The organism is Pseudoxanthomonas sp. z9, from assembly GCF_006542425.1.
In the GTDB taxonomy this organism is placed as follows: domain Bacteria; phylum Pseudomonadota; class Gammaproteobacteria; order Xanthomonadales; family Xanthomonadaceae; genus Pseudoxanthomonas_A.
The window spans coordinates 211,656-231,497 of the sequence record NZ_VFID01000007.1; the positions used below are offsets into that span (position 1 = coordinate 211,656).

The following is a 19,842-nucleotide window of genomic DNA, read 5'->3' on the forward strand; positions in this document are numbered from 1 at the left end:
GTCGCCGGGGATCAACGGCGATCGATCAGCCCAGCACCATCACCGCATCGACCTCGAACGCCGCGCCCTTGGGCAGGCCGGCCACTTCGATGGTGGAACGGGCGGGGAACGGCGCCTGGAAGTAGTCCTGCATCACCGCGTTGACCTTGGCGAACTCGCCCAGGTCGGTCAGATACAGGCCCAGGCGAACGACGTCACCCAGCGAGCCGCCGGCCGCCTCGGCCACGGCCTTGAGATTGTCGAACGCACGGCGCGCCTGCGCCTCGATGTCGCCCTCGACCAGGTTGCCGGTGGCCGGATCCAGTGGAATCTGCCCGGAAAAATACACGGTGTTGCCGGCGCGCACGGCCTGCGAGTACGGGCCGATGGCGGCGGGCGCCTGTTCCGTGTGGACGATCTGCTTGCTCATGGGGCGCTCCTGACGGGAAAGGCGGGGATTTTAACCGAGCCAGCAATCCGGCACGGTACACGCCATCCCCTTGTGGGAGCGACGTGAGTCGCGACGAGGAGGTTCCGGGCGACCGCAATCGCGACTCACGTCGCTCCCACAGAAGGGAATCCGGGCTATTGCCGGCGGACGCCGTGGACGACGTTGAGGCGGCGCAGGCGGCGCATGACTTCGGCCAGGTGGTTGCGATCGCGGACCTGGATGGAGAAACGCAGCACCGCCACGTTGATGTCGCGCTCCAGGTATTCGACCCGTTCGATGTTGGACTGGCTCTTGGCCACCGCCGCGGCGACCTGGGCCAACACGCCGGGGCGGTTCTCCACATCGATCAACAGCGAGGCGTCGTAGTCGCCGGTGACGTTGGCGTCCCAGGCGATCGGCACCCAGCGCTCGGGCGACTTGCGGAATTCGACGACATTGGGGCAGTCCATCCGGTGCACCACGATGCCCTTGCCGGCGGTGTGGTAACCCATGATCTCGTCGCCGGGAATCGGCTGGCAGCAATTGGCGAAGCTGACCACGCCACGCTCGGTGCCCTTGATCAGGATCTTTTCCTGCGAGTGGCGCGAATGCGCGCCGGCACGCAGTTCGGCGTGCGCGGTCAGGGCCTGCGCGGCCTGCCCCGGCATCCAGTTGCCGAGCGCGATGTCGGCCAGGAACGCTTCCAGGCGCGGATAGCGGTGCTCGGCCAGGAAGGTGTCCAGACGCTGCTGCGGCAACCGCTCCAGCGAACTGTCCAATTCCTCCAGCGCGCGATCCAGCATGCGATGCCCCAGTTGCACGGCATCCTCGTGCTCCAACTGCTTGAGCTGGTGGCGGATCGCGGTACGGGCCTTGCTGGTGACCACGAACTCCAGCCACTGCGGCTTGGGCGCGGCGGACTTGGCGGTGATGATCTCCACGCTTTGGCCGCTGGCCAGCTTGGTGCGCAACGGCACCAGTTTCTTGTCCACGCGCGAAGCCACCGCCTGGTTGCCGACATCCGTATGCACGGCATAGGCGAAGTCCAGCGCGGTGGAGTTGCGCGGCAGGGACAGGATCTTGCCCTTGGGCGTGAACAGGTAGACCTCGTCCGGGAACAGATCGACCTTGACGTTCTCCAGGAACTCCAGCGACGAGCCGGCGGCGCGCTGGTTGTCGATCAGTTCGCTGATCCAGGCATGCGCGCGGTTCTGCGCGCTGTTCGGCGAATCGGTGCCGAACTTGTAGGTCCAGTGCGCGGCGATGCCGCGTTCGGCGATGAGATCCATTTCCTGGGTGCGGATCTGCACCTCGATCGGCGAACCGTAGGGGCCGAACAGCACCGTGTGCAGCGACTGGTAGCCGTTGGCCTTGGGAATGGCGATGAAATCGCGGAAGCGCCCGTCCAGCGGCTTGTACTGGGCGTGCACCGCGCCAAGGGCGTGGTAGCAGGCGGGCACCGAATCGACCACCACGCGGAAGCCGAACACATCCATCACCTGGTCGAAGCTTTTGCCTTCCGCGCGCATCTTGTTGTAGATGCTCCACGGCGTCTTGATGCGGCTCACCAGGCGATGCTCGATGCCCTCCTTGGTAAGTCGCTGGGACAGGTGCGCCTCGATCTGCGCCATCGATTCCCGGCGCATGACCGGCTGGCTGCGGATGTGCTTCTCGATCACCGCGTGCCGCCACGGGTGCAGCGCGCGGAAGCCGAGATCCTGCAGCTCCGACTTGACCAGGTTCATGCCCAGCCGCTGGGCGATCGGCGCGTAGATTTCCAGGGTCTCGCGGGCGATGCGCTGGCGGGCCTCGGCGCTCTGCGCGCCCAGCGTGCGCATGTTGTGCAGGCGATCGGCCAGCTTGATCATGATGACGCGCAGATCGCGCGACATCGCCAGCAGCATCTTGCGGAAACTCTCGGCGGCGGCCTCCTGGCGGTCGCGGAATTTCAGTTTGTCCAGCTTGGTGACGCCATCCACCAGTTCCGCCACCGATTCGCCGAACTCGCCGGCGATCGCCTCGCGGGTGAGCGGGGTGTCCTCGATGGTGTCATGCAGGATCGCGGCGATCAGGGTCTCCGCGTCCATGCCCAGTTCGGCCAGCACGCCGGCCACCGCGACCGGATGGGTGATGTAGGGCTCGCCCGACTTGCGGGTCTGGCCTTCATGCGCGGCGGCGCCGACTTCCCATGCGCGGCGCAGCAGCGGCAGTTGTTCCTTCGGCAGGTAGCGGGCGGTCTTTTCGAATTGGGCGAGATAGTCCGGCACGCCATCGTTGCGCGATGAAGCGGGGGTGCGGAGCGCCTTGGCGGTACGGCCTGGGTTCATGCCGCCAGCCTAGTGCAGACGTGGCGGTACGGCAAACCCGGAAAACGCGGAAAGCCCGCTCGCGCGGGCTTTCCGATGAGTGTGACTTGGCGGTGCCGACCTCGGGTGACGGGGCGGCGCCCGGCGTCAGTCGTCGCCCTTGGACATGTCCTCGTCGGCGACCACTTCGGCGGCGGCCCATTCCAGTGCCTCGCGCTCGGCGCGCTCGCGCTCGGCCTTCTCGACGCGGTCGATCAGATCGTTGTCGATCTTGCGGGCGGCGATTTCACGCAGCGCCAGCACGGTGGGCTTGTCGGCGGTTTCGCTGTTGTCGATGGTGGACTCGACGCCATTGGCGAGCTGGCGGGCGCGCTTGGCGGCCATCGTGACCAGTTCGAAACGGTTGTTGACGACTTCCAGGCAATCTTCGACGGTGATGCGGGCCATGCGGGCTCCCGGCGACCCAGGGGTCGCGCGATGAATAGGGAAAGGGGCGGCGATTGTACGGCCTCGGCCGGCCCGAGGCAACCGTTTCTTTACAAATCAGTCAGTTAGCGTCCCGCAGGGCCCTATTCGGCCAGCAGGGCCCCGATCAGCGCCTCATGCCGCTGCTGCTGGGCCTCACGGCGAAGGCGGCTGGCGGTGAAGATGGCATGCATCTGGTCGCAGGCGGTGTCGAACACGTCGTTGACGATCACGTAGTCGAACTCGTCGTAGTGCGACATCTCCTCGCGGGCGGCGGCCAGCCGGCGCTGGATCACCTCCTCGCTGTCCTGGCCGCGCGCATGCATGCGCTGCTCCAGCGCGTCGCGCGAGGGCGGCAGGATGAACACGCTGACCGCGTCGGGCACTTTTTCGCGCACCTGGCGCGCGCCCTGCCAGTCGATTTCCAGCAGCACGTCCTTGCCGGCGCACAGCTGCGGTTCCACCGACTGCCGGGCGGTGCCCTTCCAGTCGCCGTGGACCCGCGCGTACTCGAAGAAGTCGCCGGCGCGGATCATCGACTGGAACTCGTCGGCGCTGATGAAGTGGTAATGCTGGGCATGGCGCTCGCCCGGGCGCGGCGCGCGCGAGGTGAAGGAAATCGACAGGGCGATTTCCGGATCCCGCGCCAGCACGGCGTTGACGATGCTGCTCTTGCCGGCGCCCGAGGGCGCGGCAACGATGTAGAGGGTGCCGCGGCGGCTCATTCGATGTTCTGCACTTGTTCGCGGATCTGGTCGATCAGGACCTTCAGTTCCACCGCCAGGTTGGTGGTGCGCGTGTCCACCGACTTCGAACCCAGGGTGTTGGCCTCGCGGTTGAATTCCTGCAGCAGGAAGTCCAGCCGGCGACCGACCGGCTCGGCCTGCTTGAGGACGCGGCGGATCTCCTTGACGTGGCTGTCCAGCCGGTCCAGTTCCTCGTCCACGTCCAGCTTCTGCAACCACAACACCAGTTCCTGCTCCAGCCGGCCGGGATCGGCGGGCTGGGACAGCTCGGCCAGCCGCGCCTCCAGCTTCTGTCGCTGGCCGGCGCGGATGATCGGCAGCAGTTCGCGCACTTCTGCGGCACGGGCGGCGATCGCGTCGACGCGCTCCAGGATGGCGGCGACCAGCTTCTGCCCCTCGCGCTCGCGGGCGGCGACGAACTGCTCGACCACCGCGTCCACCAGCGCCAGCGCTTCGGCTTGCAAGACCGCCTGATCCACCACCTTGCTCTGCACCACGCCGGGGAACTGCAGCAGATCGGTGAACTCCGTGCGCAGGGCCGGGAACCGCGCATGCAGGTCCAGCGCCAGCTCGGACAACTGCGCGACCAGCGCGGGATTGACCTGCAGCGCGCCCTCGCCTTCCGGCGCGCGCAGGCGCAGGGCGAAATCCAGCTTGCCGCGCGACACCCGCGTGGACACGCGTTCGCGCAGCGCCGGTTCCAGCGCGCGCAGTTCCTCGGGCAGGCGCGTGCCCAATTCAAGGAAACGATGGTTGACCGCGCGCAGTTCGCCGGTCAGCGTGCCACCGGAAGTGGCGCGTTCGACGGCGGCGAAGGCGGTCATGCTGCGGATCATGGGGAACCCGGTCGGATCGAAAGCGCGAATGGTACCCTAGCGCGCCCCGGTCGGCCGAATCGGCGGGCCATCCGGCCCACGCGGTCGTCCGTTCCTTCCTCCAGCCGAGTTCCCTGCATGTCCGTCCTTCGTCCCAGCGGCCGCCTTCCCGATCAGATGCGCGAGGTCCGCATCGAGCGTGGCTACACGCGCCACGCCGAAGGCTCGGTACTGATTCGCTTCGGCGAGACCCGGGTGCTGTGCACCGCCAGCGTCGAGAACAAGGTGCCCTCGTTCCTGCGCGGCAAGGGCGAGGGTTGGATCACCGCCGAATACGGCATGCTGCCGCGCGCCACCCATACCCGTGGCGATCGTGAAGCCTCGCGCGGCAAGCAGGGCGGACGCACGCTGGAAATCCAGCGCCTGATCGGCCGCGCCCTGCGCGCCTGCGTGGATCGCGCCGCGCTGGGCGAACGTACCATCACCCTGGACTGCGACGTGATCCAGGCCGACGGCGGCACCCGCACCGCCGCCATCACCGGCGCCTACGTGGCGCTGGCCGATGCGATCGGCTGGCTGCGCCAGCGCAATGAAATCAAGCGCGACGTGCTGCTCGGCGCGGTCGCCGCGGTCTCGGTGGGCATCTACCGCGGCGCGCCGGTGCTGGACCTGGACTACGCCGAGGACAGCGACTGCGACACCGACATGAACATCGTCATGAACGATGGCGGCGGCTTCATCGAGCTGCAGGGCACCGCCGAAGGGCATGCGTTCCGCCGCGACGAACTCGACGCGCTGCTCGCGCTGGGCGGGAAGGGCACCGCCGAACTGTTCGCGGCCCAGCAGGCCGCTCTGGCCGGCTGATCCCGCCGGAACAGCCTCCCCACGCCAACCGGATCCCGTCCGATGCGCCAGACGCTCAGCCTGATCACCGTCGTGGTCGACGACTATGACCGGGCCATCGCCCACTACACCAATGCACTGGGCTTCGAGTTGCGCGAGGACACCGACCAGGGGGGCGGCAAGCGCTGGGTACGGGTGGCACCGCCCGGCTCGCGGGAAACCTGCCTGCTGCTGGCCATGGCCGGCAACGACGCCCAGCGCGCGCGCATCGGTGACCAGACCGGCGGGCGGGTCGGCTTCTTCCTGCAGACCGACGACTTCCATCGCGATCACGCGCGGATGCTGGCGCAAGGCGTGGAATTCCTGGAAGCCCCGCGCGAGGAAAGCTACGGCACGGTCGCGGTGTTCCGCGATCTGTACGGCAACCGCTGGGACCTGCTGCAGCTCGAATCCTGATACCTCCGAATCCCCCTGACGGATCCCCACCCGTGAAACTGGTACTCGCCTCCTCCAACGCCGGCAAGCTCGAGGAACTGCGCCACCTGCTGGCCGATACCGACATCGAGCTGATCGCGCAATCCGATCTCGGCGTCACCGACGCCGACGAAACCGCCACTACCTTCGTCGAGAACGCGCTGATCAAGGCACGCCACGCGTCCCGCCTGACCGGGCTGCCCGCGCTGGCCGACGATTCCGGCATCTGCGTGGACGCCCTCAACGGCGCGCCCGGCCTGTATTCGGCCCGCTATGCCGGCGAGCACGGCAATGCCAGCCGCAACATCGACAAGCTGTTGGACGCGCTCAGGGACGTTCCCGACGCGCAGCGGACCGCGCATTTCTACTGCGTGCTGGTGCTGCTGCACCACGCCGACGACCCGCAGCCGCTGATCGTGGAAGGCGAATGGCGCGGGCGCATCCTGCGCGAGCGCCGCGGCACCGGCGGCCACGGCTATGACCCGGTGTTCCTGGATCCGCAACTGGGCCGCTCGGCGGCGGAACTGGAAGTGGCGCTGAAGAACCGCATCAGCCACCGCGGCCGCGCCCTGGCCGCGCTGCGCGAGCGCCTGGCGCGCGCCTGACCGCAAACCGGCATCCCGCCGGCGGCGGGATGCGACAATGTGCCGGCCATGCTGATTCCGCCGCCGCTGTCGCTGTACGTGCACCTGCCCTGGTGCGTCCGCAAATGCCCTTATTGCGACTTCAACTCGCACCAGGGCAAGGGGCCGCTGCCGTTCGACGATTACGTCGACGCGCTGATCCGGGATCTGGATTTCGACCTGCCGCTGGTCTGGGGCCGCACCGTGCATTCGGTGTTCTTCGGCGGCGGCACGCCGAGCCTGTTCCCGCCGGAGGCCATCGACCGCTTCCTGCAGGCCGCCGCGGCGCGGCTGCGGTTCGCGCCGGGGCTGGAAGTCACCTTGGAAACCAATCCGGGCACCGCCGAGCACGGCCGCTTCGACCGCTACCTGGCGGCCGGGGTCAACCGCATCAGCTTCGGCATCCAGAGCTTCGACGATGGTTGCCTGCAGCGGCTCGGCCGCATCCACGACAGCGGCGAGGCCGAGGCGGCGGTGAAGCTGGCGCAGGACGCGGGTTTCGACAACTTCAACCTGGACCTGATGTACGCCCTGCCCGACCAGACCCTGGCGATGGCCGAGCGCGATCTGGAACGCGCCTTCGCCCTGCAGCCGGCGCATATTTCCCATTACCAGCTCACCCTGGAACCGAACACGATCTTCTTCGCCCGCCCGCCGCAGGGCATTCCCGACGACGACGGCGCCTGGGAGATGCAGGCGCATTGCCAGGCGCTGCTGGCCGAGGCCGGGTTCGGCCACTACGAGATCAGCGCCTATGCCCGGGCGGGCCGGCAATGCGCGCATAACCTGAACTACTGGCGCTTCGGCGATTACCTGGGCATCGGCGCCGGCGCGCACGGCAAGATCAGCCTGGGCGCGGAGCAGGCAATCCTGCGCCGCTGGAAGGTCAAGCATCCCACCGCCTACCTGGCGGTGGCCGGGACCGCGCAGGCGCTGGGCGGCGACGACCGCATCGCACCGGAACAGCGTCCGTTCGAGTACATGCTGAACCTGCTGCGCCTGCACGAGGGATTTCGCGTGGCCGATTTCGAACACGGCACCGGGCTTCCGCTGGCCGCCATGGAAGCGCCGCTGGCGCGGGTCATGGCGGCCGGGTGGCTGCGGCGCGAAGGGGACCGGCTCATCCCGACCGAACTGGGCAGGCGCTTCACCAACGACGTCGTATCGGCCTTCCTGGCCGATTGACGGCCCGCCATCACCCCTCCCCCACGCCCGGGCGGCCACGATTCCGAAAATGTTGTGATAATTGTCGCCTCAGGGGAGATCCACCACGCCGTGACCGCGATACCACCACCACCGCCCAGTGCCGCAGGCAGCCTCGCCGGCGCATCGCTGCCGCCGCGCGTGCGCAAGCTTCTCCGCGGCTTCTTCGATCACATCTCGAGCGACGTCATCCAGTCGCTCAACGCGATGCTGCCGGAGTACGAACAGGCCCTGTTCAAGCAGGCCGAACAGGCCCGCAGCGACAACCGCCAGGCCGAATTCTTCAGCAACCTGCGGGCGTTCCAGCGCAATCGCGGCGAGTTCGTCCCGCACTTCATGTTCGCGCTGGAAGCGGAACTGGCCGCCGTCCGCACGCCGCCGTCGCGCGCCCGCGCGCCCGCACCGACCGGGCTCGAGTTCCGCACCCTGACCCTTGTGGAAGACGCCGCGATGGACGAGGAGATCGTCCTCAGCGACATCGCCCGCCGGCACGAGGCCCGCGCCTCCCAGTCGCTGCTGCTGCTGGGCCAGCGTTTCGGCGCCCTCGGCGGCGCGCCCGCCTTCGACAACGAACGCCTGCCGGTCGGACCGCAGGGCCTGTGCCGGATGCTCAAGCTGGCCGCGCGCACCCTGGAACTGGATCTGGAGGAGCGCCTGCTCCTTTACCGCACCTTCGATCACAAGGTGATGGCCAACTATCAGGAGTGGGCGGAAACGCTGAACCAGTACCTGTCGCAGGAAGGCGTGCTGCCCGGCCTCGTCTACCTGCCCCGGCGTACCCGGGCGGTGGATGCGGCCTCGCCCGCGCGCGCCGGCGCCGATGCGGCCCGCGCCGCCGGGCGCGCCGACGCGAACAAGCCGCTCACCGGCTGGCACGGCCCGTCCACGCCGTCGGCCTGGACCATCCCCACGCCCGTGCCCGGCGCCACCCCGCCACCGCTTCCGGATGCCCCGGGCGGCCGGGGAGCGGCTGGCGACGGCCCCAGTTTCGAGCTCCTGCAGCAATTGCTGGCGGTCCGCCGCCAGGCGACCGCGCGCTTCAGCGAGCCGGCCGCCGCCCGCTTCGCCGGAGCGGAGACCGGCGCCGCCGGCGCGCCGGCGGGAAACATCCCCGGCAGCCCGGCGATGCCGGCGGGCGCTGCCGCCGACGGCATCCGCAAGCTGGTGCCGACCCCGGAAGTGCTGTCCGCGCTGCAGGCCCTGCAGGGCACGGCCGCCCCGCGCATCGAGGGCCAACCCAAGCGGAGCCTGAAGGACATCCAGCAAGCGCTGGTCGCGCGGATGCGCCAGCAACATGGCGCCCAGGCCGCCCTGGCGGCGCCGGACTCGGACACCTTCGAGCTGCTGGGCCTGCTTTACAACGAAGTCGAGCGCGAGGTGCGCCCGGAGTCGCCGGCCAGCGACCTGCTGACCCGCCTGCAGGTGCCGCTGGCGCAGGTTGCCCTGCGCGATCGCGAATTCTTCCTGCGTCCGGAACATCCGGCCCGCGAACTGCTCAACGCGGTGGCCGAATCCGGCGCCACCTGGCAGACCGACGATGATCTGGATCCGCGCCTGCTGCACCAGTTGCACCAGTCGGTGGACTTCGTGGTCAAGCACTACCAGGGCGATGAAGCGGTATTCGCCCAGGCCAACACCGAGGTGCAGCGGCATCTGGAAGCCGCGGCGCGCAAGGCCGAACTGGCCGAACGCCGGCACATCGAGGCCGCGCGCGGCAAGGAACGGCTGGAAATCGCCAAGCAGCGCGCGAGCGAAACCATCGAGACCGCCTTCAACGATCAGCAGCCGCCGCGTTTCGTGCAGGCGCTGGTCAACCAGGCCTGGGCCGACGTGCTGACCCTGACCCAGTTGCGCCAGGGCGAGAATTCGGACGAGTGGACCGAACAACTGCAGACCACCCTGCAGATCGTCGCCGCCACCACCGCGCCTGCGGACGCGCCCAAGGATCCGCAGTTGCCGGCGCGGATCGAGAAGGCGCTGTTGCAGGTGGGCTACCACGAGGACGAGGCGCAGGCCATCGCCCGCCGCCTGTCCAGCGCCGACGGCGAGGACGATGGGACCTCGCGCACCGAACTGACCGCCAAGCTGAAGGCGCGCGCGCGCCTGGGCGAGCAGAACATGATCCGGCGCGAGCCGATCCAGCCACGCTCGCCCCGGGAACAGGAGTGCTACGACCTGCTCCGCTCGCTGCCGTACGGCACCTGGTTCGAATTCACCCTCAACCAGCAGGGCGACGTGCAGCGCCAGCGGCTGTCATGGTTCAGCCCGGTCACTGGCCACGCGCTGTTCGTCAACCAGCGCGGCCAGCGCACCGGCGAGCACACGCTGGACAGCCTGGCCCGGCTGATGGCCCAGGGCCAGGCGCAGGTCGTGACCGAAGACAAGGGCCGGTTGATCGACCGCGCCTGGAACGCCACGCTGCGCGCGCTGCGCAGCCTCACCGGAATGGGCAAGGCCGCGGACATCGGAGGAAACGGCGCATGATCCAGGAATTCCGCCGTGCCCGCCGCCGCAACGTGCCCGAGCCGGTCGCGGTGATGGATACCTTCGCCGACCAGCTGATCGGCCGCCTGGGCAATGTTTCCGAGTCGGGCATGCTGCTGCTCGCCAGCGCGCCGGTGGTGGAGGACGCGATCTACCAGTTGCGTTTCCACCTTCGCCCGGGCGGCGGCCGCGAAGTGCCGATCGATGTCGGCGCGCACGTGCTTTGGATGGCCGAGGCCAACACGCCCGGACAGGGTTTCGCCGGCCTGCGGTTCCTGACCATCGAACCCGCTTCGCTGGAAACCCTGCGCGCGTGGGTGAACGCACCCGGCGCGAGCTGAGCGAAGGTCACGGGAAAGGCGGGCGCGGATGCGGCAAAATGCGGGTTTCGCCCGCAAGAGTCGCCCTCATGAACGCCTCCGCCCCCCAGGCCACCGAACTCGTCCCGCTGTACGCCGAGCACCTGGCGTTGATGAAGCGGCGCGCCGAGGAAGCGCTGGCGCGTGGCGGTTTCGATCACCTGGTGGTGCCCAGTGGCGGCCTGCACTACCAGGTATTCGACGACCGCGACTATCCGTACGCGGTCAATCCGCAGTTCAAGGCCTGGCTGCCGCTGACGCGGGTGCCCGACAGCTGGCTGGTGTACACGCCCGGCCAGCGCCCGAAGGTGATCTACCACCAGCCCTTCGACTACTGGCACGTGGTGCCGGCCGCGCCGACCGGCTGGTGGGTGGATCATTTCGACATCCACGTCATCCGCAAGCCCGCCGACGCGCTGGCGCTGCTGCCCGGCCCAGCGGCGCGCTGCGCCATCCTCGGCGAACCGCAGAGCGCGCTGGGCGATTACCAGCCCAACAACCCGGAAGCGGTGGTCAACTATCTGGAATACCAACGCTCGTACAAGTCCGCTTACGAAATCGCGCTGATGCGCGAGGCGCAGCGGCTGGCGGTGCGCGGGCATCGCGCGGCGGAAGCGGCGTTCCGCGAAGGCAGGAGCGAATTCGCCATCCACATGGCCTACTGCGCAGCGGTCGGCCAGGATCCCGCCGAGCTGCCTTACGGCAACATCGTGGCGCTCAACGAACACGGCGCCGTGCTGCACTACATGGAACTGGACCGCCAGGCGCCTGCCGCGCCGCGCAGTTTCCTCATCGACGCCGGCGCCAGCTTCCACGGCTACGCCAGCGACATCACCCGCACCTACGCGGCCGATCCGGCCGGCGAATTCCAGGCCCTGGTCAACGCGGTCGACCAGGCGCAGATCACGCTGGGCAGGGCGGTACGCGCAGGCGTGGACTACAAGCAGCTGCACCTGGACGCGCACCTGCGCCTGATGGGCATCCTCAAGGATTTCGGCGTGTTGAAGGTGTCGCCGGAGGCAGCGCTGGCCAGCGGCGTCAGCTTCGCGTTCTTCCCGCACGGCCTGGGCCATCCGATCGGCCTGCAGGTACACGATGTGGCCGGTTTCGCCGAAAGCGATCGCGGCGGCCGCATCCCGCGTCCGGAAGGCCATCCCTACCTGCGCATGACCCGGACGCTGGAACCGGGCATGGTGGTGACCATCGAGCCGGGCATCTACTTCATCGACATGCTGCTGGACGAAGTGAAGAAGAACGGCCACGCCGACAGCATCGACTGGGCGCGGGTGGACGCGTTCCGTCCCTACGGCGGCATCCGCATCGAGGATGAAGTCCTGTGCACCGATGGCGACCCGCTCAACCTGACCCGCCCCGCCTTCGCGGTGGATTGATGACCTCTCCCCCTGTGGGAGCGACGTAAGTCGCGGTGCTTTTCCTGCCTCCGGGTAAGGATTCGCGACTTACGCCGCTCCCACGCCACAGGCGGGGTCTGGACGGGTTTCAGCCGGCCATCGCCGCTTCGATTTCCTCGGCGCTGCGGGCCAGGCCATCGGTCAGCACGCGATGGCCATCGGCGGTGATGACCACGTCGTCTTCCCTTTCATCGACATGCTGCTCGACGAGGTGAGGAAAAACGATCACGCCGACAGCATCGACTGGGCGCGGGTGGATGCGTCCCGTCCCTACGGCGGCATCCGCATCGAGGATGAAGTCCTCTGCACCGATGGCGACCCGCTCAACCTGACCCGCCCCGCCTTCGCGGCGGATTGATGACCTATCCCCCTGTGGGAGCGACGTAAGTCGCGGTGCTTTTCCTGCCTCCGGGCAAGGATTCGCGACTTACGTCGCTCCCACGCCACAGGTGGGGTCTGGACGGGTTTCAGCCGGCCATCGCCGCTTCGATTTCCCCGGCGCTGCGGGCCAGGCCATCGGTCAGCACGCGATGGCCATCGGCGGTGATGACCACGTCGTCTTCCGTGCGGATGCCGATGCCGCGCCATTTCTCGGCGACGCTGGTGTCGTCCGGCGATACGTACAGACCCGGCTCGATGGTGAAGACCATGCCCGGTTCCAGCAGCCGCGATTCGCCTTCGATGCGGTAGTCGCCGACATCGTGCACGTCCAGACCCAGCCAGTGGCCGGTTTTATGCCGGTAGAAGCGGCGGTAGTGGCCTTCGGCGATGTTGCGCTCCAGCGATCCCTTCAGCAGGCCCAGCCGCAACAGGCCCTCGGTCAGCATTTCGACCGCGGCGAGGTGGCCGGCTTCGTAGGGCAATCCCGGCTGCGCCTGCGCCAGTGCGGCCTGCTGGGCCTGCCCGACCAGGTCGTGCAGCGCGCGTTGCGCGGGGCTGAAGCGGCCGTTGACCGGGAAGGTGCGGGTGATGTCACTGGCATAACCACGGAATTCCGCGCCGGCATCGATCAGCACCAGATCACCGTCCCGGGCGATGCCGTTGTTGGCGCGATAGTGCAGCACGCAGGCATTGGCACCGGCACCGACGATGCTGCCGTAGGCTGGCCAGGCGTCATTGGCGCGGAACACCCGCTCCACATCGGCCTGCAGTTCGTACTCGTGAATGCCGGGTCGGACCGCGCGCATCGCCGCGCGGTGCGCCTCGACGCTGATGTCGGCGGCCCGCTGCATCAGCTTGAGCTCTTCCTTCGACTTGAACAGGCGCAGGTCGTGCAGCAGGTGCCCGAGTTCGAGGAATTCATGCGGCGGCTGCGCGCCCTGGCGCACCTGCGCGCGCACGTGGCGGACCCAGCCGATCAGCTTGAGATCGAAATCGGCGTCGCGCCCGAAGTGGTAGTAGACCCGCGAGCGCCCTTCCAGCAGGCCGGGCAGGATTTCGTCCAGATCCTCGATCGGATAGGCGTCGTCCATGCCGTAATGGTCGACCGCGCCTTCCTGCCCCGCGCGCGGACCGTCCCAGCTCTCGCGTTCGGGATCGCGTTCGCGGCAGAACAGCAGCGTTTCGCCATGGCGGCGGCCGGGCACCAGCACCAGCACCGCTTCCGGTTCCGGAAAACCGCACAGGTACCAGAAATCCGAATCCTGCCGGTAGGGGTAATGGGTGTCGTGGCTGCGCACGCGCTCGGGCGCGGCCGGCAGCACCAGGATGGCGTCGTTGCCGGCCATCCGCATCAGCTGCCTGCGGCGGCGGGCGAACTCGGCGGCGGCCAGGCCGGTCTCGGCCTTCATCAGTTCAGCCGCTTGCGATGACGCGGCCCCATCACGCAATCGCCATGCAGCAGCAGCACCGCGATGCGCACGTATTCCTCGATCTCGGACAGCGCATCCTCGTCTTCCTGATCGTCGCCGCCCTCGGGGCTGGCCTGGGCCAGCCGCGCCAGGTCCTGCAGCGCCTCGGCGCCCTCTTCCGACAGCGGCGGCTGGGCACCCGCGGCCAGGCCGAAACTGCCCAGGAAGCCCCGGCACCACGCGAACAGCGCGTCGGCGCGATCCACGGTGCTGGTCTCGCCCTCGGGTAGCAGCAGTTCGAAGGCAAAGCTGCGGTCTTCCAGTTGCGCCACGCTGGCCGTGCGCAGGCGATCCAGCGCGCTTTCCGGCTGCGGGGTCGGCAACTGCGGGTCCGCCAGCGCACGCGCCGGCCAGTCGGCCACGTCCGCGCCGCCACCGGCGAGCCAGCCACACAGCGCGCCGTGGAGTTCGGCGGGGTCGGCGGCCAGGTGTTCCCGGCGCGAGGCTTCGCCGATTTCGGCGTAGGAAGGGAGATCGGACGGCTGGTGGGACATGGACTAACGCAATCCGCGAACGGAGTCGGACAGACCCCGAAGTGTAGCAATGAATTGGCCCCGGGCCGCTTGTTGTGCCTGTTCACCCGCCCCTACACTGGCCCATCTCCAGGCTCCGGACGGCTCCCAGCGACTTCATGCTCTGCGCACTCGCCGCCGTGACGCATCCCAGTTGGCCGCTGTCGGCGCGCCTGCCGCTGCTGGCGCTGGCGCTGCTGGTGCTGGCCGGGGTCGCGCTGGTCGCCACCCGCCGTTACTGGCGACCATGGCTGGATACCCGGCGCGCGCCGCAGGAACCCCTGCGCACCGAGTCCACCCGCACCCGCGACGAACGCCTGAAACTGGCGCTATGGGCCTCGGGCGAGCACTTCTGGGACTACGACCTGGTGCAGCGCAAGCTGTACCGGATGCGCGCGGACGAGACTGCCCTGCATTCCTCCGACATCACCGTGTTCACCCGCCACGGCGAGGTGCCGCCGATCCACCCCGAGGACATGCCGCTGGTGATGGAGCGGCTGCGCCTGCACCTGCAGGGCAAGGCGCCGCTGTTCATGTCCGAACACCGCATGGACATGGGCCAGAACGGCAACTGGATCTGGGTACGCGCGCGCGGACGCGTGGTCGAGCGTGATCCGGAAGGACGCCCGATCCGCATCGCCGGCACCGCCCGCGACATCACCCTCAGCCGCAATGCCGAGTATGAACACCGCATCGCCGGCGAAGTGATGCGCAGCATGAACGAAGCGGTGGCGGTGCTGGACTGGGCGCACCACTTCATCACCATCAATCCCGCCTTCACCCGCATCACCGGCTACAACGAGGACGAAGTGCTCGACCGGCCGGCGCGGATGCTCGACAGCGACCAGCACGACGAGGCGTTCTTCGAGCGCATGAACGCCGAGTTGCTGCATACCGGCCATTGGTCGGGCGAAGTGTGGAAGGTGCGCAAGGACGGCGAGGAAATCCTCTGCCGGATCGAGACCAACGTGGTGCCCGACGCGTCCGGCGAACGCCAGTTGTACGTGCAGGTGCTGACCGACATCACCGAACAGAAGCGCGCCGAGCAGGAACTGCGCTACCTGGCCAATTACGACACCCTGACCAGCCTGCCGAACCGCTCCCTGCTGTCCGAGCGGCTGTCGCGCGCGATCGTCCGCGCGCGCCGGGAGCAGGGCCACGTGGCGGTGCTGTTCATCGACCTGGACCGGTTCAAGGACATCAACGACTCGCTCGGCCATGCCACCGGCGATCGGATCCTGCGCGCGGCCGCCTCCCGGGTGCAGCAGACCGTCGGCGCCCAGCACACGGTCGCGCGCCTGAGCGGCGACGAGTTCACCGTGGTGCTGGAGGACATCGACTCGCTGCAGGACGCCGAGCGGATCGCACAGCAGATCATCGAAGCCTTCCGCACCCCGCTGAACTTCGGCGAACGCCTGGAGATGTCGGTGTCGCCGTCGATCGGCATCAGCCTGTACCCGCAGCACGCGCAGGTGCCGACCGAACTGCTCAAGCACGCCGACACCGCGATGTACCAGGCCAAGGCCATGGGCCGGCACACCTACCAGGTGTATTCGGAATCGATGGACGAGAAGACCCGCCATCGCGCCATCCTCGCCAGCGCGCTGCGGCGCGCGCTGGAGCGCAACGAACTGTCGCTGGTGTTCCAGCCGCGGCTGGCGATCATCCCGCAGCGGATCACAGCGGTGGAAGCGCTGATGCGCTGGGACAGCCCGGAGTTCGGCATGGTGTCGCCGGCGCAGTTCATCCCGCTGGCGGAGGAATCCGGCCTGATCCTGGAGATCGGCGCATGGGCGCTGCGCGAATCCTGCCGGATCATGCGCAGCTGGCACGATCGCGGGCTGGAAGAACTGACCGTGGCGGTCAACATCTCGGCGATGCAGTTGCAGCGGGGCGACCTGCCGGCGGTGCTGGCGCGGATCCTGGCCGAAACCGGCATTCCCGCCGATCGACTGGAGCTGGAACTCACCGAGAGCGTGGTGATGGCCAACCCGGAACAGAATGCCGACACCCTGCGCGCCTGCCGGCGGCTCGGCATTTCCCTGGCCATCGACGACTTCGGCACCGGCTATTCCTCGCTGGCCTACCTGAAGCGGCTGCCGCTGACCACCCTGAAGATCGATCGTGAATTCATCGGCGACCTGCCCGACGATGGCGACGACGCCGCCATCACCAGCACCATCATCACCATGGGCCGCTCGCTGGCGCTGAAGGTCATCGCCGAGGGCGTGGAAACCTACGATCAGTTCGAATTCCTGCGCGATCATGGCTGCGACGAGGTACAGGGCCATTGGGTCTCGCGGGCGCTGGAACCGGAACAGTGTCTGCAGTTCATCCAGGAGTACTACCCCGGTTCGGGCATTCGCGCGGTCTCCTGAACGGGGGCGCCCGCCGGGCGCCCTTGACCGGCCTCCGGCCCCGCCCCTATCGTGCCGCCCATGGACAACGCCGACCCGCTGGAACAGATTCGACGCCTCTCCGCGCGCATCCAGGCGCTGGCCGATCGTTGCCAGCAACTGGCCGATGAGAACCGCAGCCTGCGCCACCAGCAGGAACAACTGGTCGGCGAACGTTCGCAGCTGCTGGCCAAGAACGAACAGGCCCGCTCGCGGGTGGAAGCGATGATCAGCCGCCTGAAGTCCCTGGAGCAGCACACGTGAGCGCCAACGAGCCGGTCAGCATCCATATCCTCGATCGCGAGTACACCGTCGGCGTGGAACCGGAAGAGCGCAGCAGCCTGATGGCCGCCGCCAAGCTGCTGGACAGCAAGATGCGCGAGGTCCGCGGCAGCAACCGGATGGCGGCGGTGGATCGGGTCGCGGTCCTGGCCGCGCTGAACCTGGCACACGAATTGCAGCAACTGCGCGACGAACGCCATTCGCGCGATCGCGAATTCTCGCGCGCGCTCGACGATCTGCACCGCAGGCTGGACGAAGTGCTCGACGCACCGCGCTAGTGCAATGATCGCGCGGTGTCGCGAACCGCGACTGAATTTGTGCCGACGAACGGACTAGGCAATTTCCGACGGGCCGCTATACTGGCGACGCGTCCTCTGCTGTGAACGACAGCGCGCGCAAACATTCGCCTTGTCCCTTAATGACGACCACGGGATGGCAACGGTAGCCGGGAGTGCAGGTCCGCCTTCGCAGCGGGAAGCCCGATGGATATCCAGCCTTCCCACTTGAACCCCGGGTTCAAGGTCGTTTCGCGAGCATCGCCATGGCGGAGGACGTATTTTTTCCCGCGCAGCAGCGCCGTCAGTCGCGACCCGGCCGGTCTTGCCATCCACCTTCTGCCGGATTGCTTCGCGACGAAGCCGTCGTATCCGGACCGTCATCCGCGGCCGCGACTGACGGCGCTGCTGCCATTCCCGTGCTCCCCTTCGCGCGTGGCACACCTGCCATGCGATCCGTCATCCGCGCGTTTACGGGTCCTGGCGATCCCTGTCCTGGCGGCGCCCCACTCCGTTCTTTCCCCGGCTTTTTCCCACGCGCGCTCGCGCGGCGAAGGGGCTGTGCCGCTCACCGGATGACGGTCCCGTCCGGCAAACGACCCGGAACCGGCCGCTTGGCATAAAATTCCGGGCCATGGATTCGTCCCGCCCGCTCTCATGAGTTCCGATCGCGACGCGCTCCGGCGCGAACTGCGCCAGCGCCGCCGGGCGATTCCCGCCGCGCAACGCATCGCCGCCGCCGATGCGCTGGCCGGGCGACTGCGCGCGCTTCCCTTCCTGCCCGCGTCCGGCTACGCCGCCGGCTACTGGGCCATGGACGGTGAAATCGGCCTGCACAACTGGCAGTTGCGCCTGCCCCCGGGCCTGGTCTACTGCCTGCCGGTGTTGCGCGCGGACAATACCCTCGGCTTCGCGCCCTGGCGTCCTGGCGATGCACTGGTCACCAACCGCTTCGGCATTCCCGAGCCCGACGTCGAACCCGCCTCGTCTTTGGATCCGACCGAAATGGCGCTGGTGCTGATGCCCTTGGTGGGCTTCGATGGCGAAGGCCACCGACTGGGCATGGGAGGCGGCTGGTACGATCGCAGCTTCGCTTTCCGCCAGCGCTCGGCCGCGCCGCCCTGGCTGGTCGGGGTCGGTTTTTCCACCCAGCGCATCGACGCATTGGCGCCCGCCGCCTGGGATGTGCAGGTGGATGCCATCTGCACCGAAAGCCAGACCCTGTTCCCGTCCCGCAGCCCCCACGGAATGCCCGCATGACCGCTCGCAAGCGCTACTGGCTGATGAAGTCCGAACCGGACGCGTTCTCCATCGACGATCTGAAGAAGGTCGGCGTGGAACCGTGGAACGGCGTGCGCAACTACCAGGCGCGCAACTTCATGCGCGACGGCATGCAGGTCGGCGACGGCGTGCTGTTCTATCACTCCAACTGCCCGGTGCCGGGCATCGTCGGCATCGCCAAGGTGGCCAGCGCGGCCTACCCGGATCCGACCCAGTTCGACCGGAAGAGCGACTACTACGACCCCAAGAGCAAGCCCGAGGAACCGCGCTGGGTACTGGTCGACGTCGCCTTCGAGCGCAAGCTCAAGCGCACCATCCCGCTGGACGAGATCAAGCAGCAGGCCGACGCCCTCGGCGACGGCTTCGCGCTGATCGCCCGCGGCAACCGCCTGTCCGTGCTGCCGGTCACCGCCGCGCAGTGGAAACACCTTCTCTCCATGGAATGACCATCGTGTCGCAGAACGAACACAAGCGCCTGGCCGGCGAAAAGGCCATCGATTTCGTCGAGGACGGCATGATCGTCGGCGTCGGCACCGGTTCCACCGTGGCCTACTTCATCGATGCGCTGGCGCGGATCAAGGATCGCATCGCCGGCGCGGTGTCCAGTTCCGAGCAGAGCACCGAACGCCTGCGCCGGCATGGCATCGAAGTCATGGATCTCAACGCCACCGGCAGCCTGTCCCTGTACGTGGACGGTGCCGACGAGTGCGATCCGCACAAGCGCCTGATCAAGGGCGGTGGCGCGGCGCTGACCCGCGAGAAGATCATCGCCGAGGCCAGCCGCAAGTTCGTCTGCATCATCGATCCGATCAAGCAGGTGCCGGTGCTGGGCAAGTTCCCGCTGCCGGTCGAGGTCGTGCCGATGGCGCGCAGCCTGGTGGCGCGCGAGATCCTGGCGATGACCGGCGGCCAGCCGGTCTGGCGCGACGGCGTGACCACCGACAACGGCAACTGGATCCTGGACGTGCACAACCTGTCGATCGTCGATCCGGTCGGCCTGGAACGCGAACTCAACCAGATCCCGGGCGTGGTCAGCGTCGGCCTGTTCGCGCGCCGCCCGGCGGACGTGGTGATCATCGGCGGCGAGCCGCCACAGGTGCTGTAATC

General features: G+C 68.2%; 21 protein-coding genes, 1 other RNA gene and 1 pseudogene. 15 read left to right on the top strand and 8 right to left on the bottom strand.

The annotated features are described in order from the left end of the window. Positions 1–25: 25 nt before the first annotated feature. The 5 genes from FG323_RS07990 to FG323_RS08010 all read right to left on the bottom strand — a co-directional run bounded on the left by FG323_RS07990 (position 26) and on the right by FG323_RS08010 (position 4,762). Positions 26–409 carry a RidA family protein gene (locus tag FG323_RS07990; RefSeq protein ID WP_141453997.1) on the bottom strand — a complete coding sequence of 128 codons (384 nt, stop codon included), beginning with the start codon at positions 407–409 and terminating at the stop codon, positions 26–28. 155 nt (positions 410–564) lie between these two features. Next, positions 565–2,736, bottom strand: a complete 2,172-nt coding sequence (locus tag FG323_RS07995) for a bifunctional (p)ppGpp synthetase/guanosine-3',5'-bis(diphosphate) 3'-pyrophosphohydrolase (RefSeq protein ID WP_141453998.1) — start codon at positions 2,734–2,736, stop codon at positions 565–567. Between the two features lie 126 nt (positions 2,737–2,862). Further along, positions 2,863–3,162, bottom strand: a complete 300-nt coding sequence (gene rpoZ, locus FG323_RS08000) for a DNA-directed RNA polymerase subunit omega (RefSeq protein ID WP_141453999.1) — start codon at positions 3,160–3,162, stop codon at positions 2,863–2,865. 122 nt (positions 3,163–3,284) lie between these two features. Beyond that, complete coding sequence (gene gmk, locus FG323_RS08005) at positions 3,285–3,905, bottom strand: guanylate kinase (RefSeq protein ID WP_141454000.1); 621 nt, start codon at positions 3,903–3,905, stop codon at positions 3,285–3,287. Next, the gene (locus FG323_RS08010) at positions 3,902–4,762 is read right to left on the bottom strand and encodes a YicC/YloC family endoribonuclease (RefSeq protein ID WP_141454001.1); all 861 of its coding nucleotides are present in this window, start codon (positions 4,760–4,762) and stop codon (positions 3,902–3,904) included. Before FG323_RS08010 ends, gmk begins: the two co-directional genes overlap by 4 nt. 117 nt (positions 4,763–4,879) lie before the next feature. Between FG323_RS08010 and rph the strand changes: the two genes are divergently transcribed. From rph to pepQ, 7 genes are all read left to right on the top strand, one after another. Continuing rightward, positions 4,880–5,605: a ribonuclease PH gene (gene rph / locus FG323_RS08015; RefSeq protein WP_141454002.1), complete on the top strand. Its 726-nt coding sequence runs from the start codon at positions 4,880–4,882 to the stop codon at positions 5,603–5,605. A gap of 42 nt (positions 5,606–5,647) precedes the next feature. Further along, positions 5,648–6,040 carry a VOC family protein gene (locus FG323_RS08020; protein ID WP_141454003.1) on the top strand — a complete coding sequence of 131 codons (393 nt, stop codon included), beginning with the start codon at positions 5,648–5,650 and terminating at the stop codon, positions 6,038–6,040. Between the two features lie 32 nt (positions 6,041–6,072). Beyond that, positions 6,073–6,663: an RdgB/HAM1 family non-canonical purine NTP pyrophosphatase gene (rdgB, locus tag FG323_RS08025; protein WP_141454004.1), complete on the top strand. Its 591-nt coding sequence runs from the start codon at positions 6,073–6,075 to the stop codon at positions 6,661–6,663. A 48-nt stretch (positions 6,664–6,711) separates the two neighbouring features. After that, positions 6,712–7,866, top strand: coding sequence for a radical SAM family heme chaperone HemW (gene hemW, locus FG323_RS08030; protein WP_181444125.1), 1,155 nt, complete (start codon positions 6,712–6,714; stop codon positions 7,864–7,866). Between the two features lie 159 nt (positions 7,867–8,025). Next, the gene (locus FG323_RS08035; protein WP_141454006.1) at positions 8,026–10,368 is read left to right on the top strand and encodes a DUF1631 domain-containing protein; all 2,343 of its coding nucleotides are present in this window, start codon (positions 8,026–8,028) and stop codon (positions 10,366–10,368) included. Beyond that, positions 10,365–10,709: a PilZ domain-containing protein gene (locus FG323_RS08040; protein WP_141454007.1), complete on the top strand. Its 345-nt coding sequence runs from the start codon at positions 10,365–10,367 to the stop codon at positions 10,707–10,709. Before FG323_RS08035 ends, FG323_RS08040 begins: the two co-directional genes overlap by 4 nt. A gap of 68 nt (positions 10,710–10,777) precedes the next feature. Next, complete coding sequence (pepQ, locus tag FG323_RS08045; protein WP_141454008.1) at positions 10,778–12,118, top strand: Xaa-Pro dipeptidase; 1,341 nt, start codon at positions 10,778–10,780, stop codon at positions 12,116–12,118. Between the two features lie 109 nt (positions 12,119–12,227). Here pepQ and FG323_RS19640 read toward each other — a convergent pair whose 3' ends face one another. Then, on the bottom strand, positions 12,228–12,368 hold the full coding sequence (locus tag FG323_RS19640; RefSeq protein WP_181444179.1) for a hypothetical protein: 141 nt from the start codon (positions 12,366–12,368) through the stop codon (positions 12,228–12,230). On the opposite strand from FG323_RS19640, the pseudogene FG323_RS08050 reads away from it, so the two are divergent. After that, positions 12,327–12,497: pseudogene (locus tag FG323_RS08050) on the top strand (Xaa-Pro dipeptidase); the annotation flags it as partial. The gene FG323_RS19640 and the pseudogene FG323_RS08050 overlap by 42 nt on opposite strands. Before the next feature lie 109 nt (positions 12,498–12,606). On the opposite strand, the gene FG323_RS08055 reads toward FG323_RS08050, so the two are convergent. Then, a complete protein-coding gene (locus FG323_RS08055) occupies positions 12,607–13,929 on the bottom strand; it encodes an aminopeptidase P N-terminal domain-containing protein (protein ID WP_141454009.1) in 1,323 nt (440 codons plus the stop codon). Next, positions 13,929–14,483 (bottom strand): UPF0149 family protein, encoded by a 555-nt coding sequence (locus tag FG323_RS08060; protein ID WP_141454010.1) that lies wholly within the window; start codon positions 14,481–14,483, stop codon positions 13,929–13,931. The genes FG323_RS08055 and FG323_RS08060 overlap by 1 nt, the downstream gene beginning before the upstream one ends. A 137-nt stretch (positions 14,484–14,620) precedes the next feature. Between FG323_RS08060 and FG323_RS08065 the strand changes: the two genes are divergently transcribed. The 7 genes from FG323_RS08065 to rpiA all read left to right on the top strand — a co-directional run bounded on the left by FG323_RS08065 (position 14,621) and on the right by rpiA (position 19,840). After that, complete coding sequence (locus FG323_RS08065) at positions 14,621–16,879, top strand: GGDEF domain-containing phosphodiesterase (protein ID WP_141454011.1); 2,259 nt, start codon at positions 14,621–14,623, stop codon at positions 16,877–16,879. Between the two features lie 60 nt (positions 16,880–16,939). After that, the gene (locus FG323_RS08070; RefSeq protein ID WP_141454012.1) at positions 16,940–17,161 is read left to right on the top strand and encodes a TIGR02449 family protein; all 222 of its coding nucleotides are present in this window, start codon (positions 16,940–16,942) and stop codon (positions 17,159–17,161) included. Continuing rightward, positions 17,158–17,457: a cell division protein ZapA gene (locus FG323_RS08075; RefSeq protein ID WP_141454013.1), complete on the top strand. Its 300-nt coding sequence runs from the start codon at positions 17,158–17,160 to the stop codon at positions 17,455–17,457. The genes FG323_RS08070 and FG323_RS08075 overlap by 4 nt, the downstream gene beginning before the upstream one ends. A gap of 90 nt (positions 17,458–17,547) precedes the next feature. Beyond that, positions 17,548–17,734: non-coding RNA, 6S RNA (gene ssrS / locus FG323_RS08080), on the top strand. A gap of 377 nt (positions 17,735–18,111) precedes the next feature. Further along, the gene (locus tag FG323_RS08085; RefSeq protein ID WP_141454014.1) at positions 18,112–18,714 is read left to right on the top strand and encodes a 5-formyltetrahydrofolate cyclo-ligase; all 603 of its coding nucleotides are present in this window, start codon (positions 18,112–18,114) and stop codon (positions 18,712–18,714) included. Then, entirely contained in the window at positions 18,711–19,181 is a 471-nt protein-coding gene (locus FG323_RS08090; protein ID WP_141454015.1) for an EVE domain-containing protein, read from the top strand. The genes FG323_RS08085 and FG323_RS08090 overlap by 4 nt, the downstream gene beginning before the upstream one ends. Further along, a complete protein-coding gene (gene rpiA / locus FG323_RS08095) occupies positions 19,178–19,840 on the top strand; it encodes a ribose-5-phosphate isomerase RpiA (protein ID WP_141454016.1) in 663 nt (220 codons plus the stop codon). Before FG323_RS08090 ends, rpiA begins: the two co-directional genes overlap by 4 nt. Positions 19,841–19,842 lie beyond the last annotated feature (2 nt).

Bases quoted from the DNA above. Each gene is read 5' to 3' on its own strand.
- FG323_RS08070 (WP_141454012.1), top strand. From the start codon at position 16,940: ATGGACAACGCCGACCCGCTGGAACAGATTCGACGCCTCTCCGCGCGC.
- FG323_RS08020 (WP_141454003.1), top strand. From the start codon at position 5,648: ATGCGCCAGACGCTCAGCCTGATCACCGTCGTGGTCGACGACTATGAC.
- FG323_RS08065 (WP_141454011.1), top strand. From the start codon at position 14,621: ATGCTCTGCGCACTCGCCGCCGTGACGCATCCCAGTTGGCCGCTGTCG.
- FG323_RS07990 (WP_141453997.1), bottom strand. From the start codon at position 409: ATGAGCAAGCAGATCGTCCACACGGAACAGGCGCCCGCCGCCATCGGC.
- FG323_RS08040 (WP_141454007.1), top strand. From the start codon at position 10,365: ATGATCCAGGAATTCCGCCGTGCCCGCCGCCGCAACGTGCCCGAGCCG.
- FG323_RS08055 (WP_141454009.1), bottom strand. From the start codon at position 13,929: ATGAAGGCCGAGACCGGCCTGGCCGCCGCCGAGTTCGCCCGCCGCCGC.
- FG323_RS08085 (WP_141454014.1), top strand. From the start codon at position 18,112: ATGAGTTCCGATCGCGACGCGCTCCGGCGCGAACTGCGCCAGCGCCGC.
- rpiA (WP_141454016.1), top strand. From the start codon at position 19,178: ATGACCATCGTGTCGCAGAACGAACACAAGCGCCTGGCCGGCGAAAAG.
- pepQ (WP_141454008.1), top strand. From the start codon at position 10,778: ATGAACGCCTCCGCCCCCCAGGCCACCGAACTCGTCCCGCTGTACGCC.
- rph (WP_141454002.1), top strand. From the start codon at position 4,880: ATGTCCGTCCTTCGTCCCAGCGGCCGCCTTCCCGATCAGATGCGCGAG.
- hemW (WP_181444125.1), top strand. From the start codon at position 6,712: ATGCTGATTCCGCCGCCGCTGTCGCTGTACGTGCACCTGCCCTGGTGC.
- FG323_RS08060 (WP_141454010.1), bottom strand. From the start codon at position 14,483: ATGTCCCACCAGCCGTCCGATCTCCCTTCCTACGCCGAAATCGGCGAA.
- rpoZ (WP_141453999.1), bottom strand. From the start codon at position 3,162: ATGGCCCGCATCACCGTCGAAGATTGCCTGGAAGTCGTCAACAACCGT.
- FG323_RS08010 (WP_141454001.1), bottom strand. From the start codon at position 4,762: ATGATCCGCAGCATGACCGCCTTCGCCGCCGTCGAACGCGCCACTTCC.
- FG323_RS07995 (WP_141453998.1), bottom strand. From the start codon at position 2,736: ATGAACCCAGGCCGTACCGCCAAGGCGCTCCGCACCCCCGCTTCATCG.
- FG323_RS08090 (WP_141454015.1), top strand. From the start codon at position 18,711: ATGACCGCTCGCAAGCGCTACTGGCTGATGAAGTCCGAACCGGACGCG.
- gmk (WP_141454000.1), bottom strand. From the start codon at position 3,905: ATGAGCCGCCGCGGCACCCTCTACATCGTTGCCGCGCCCTCGGGCGCC.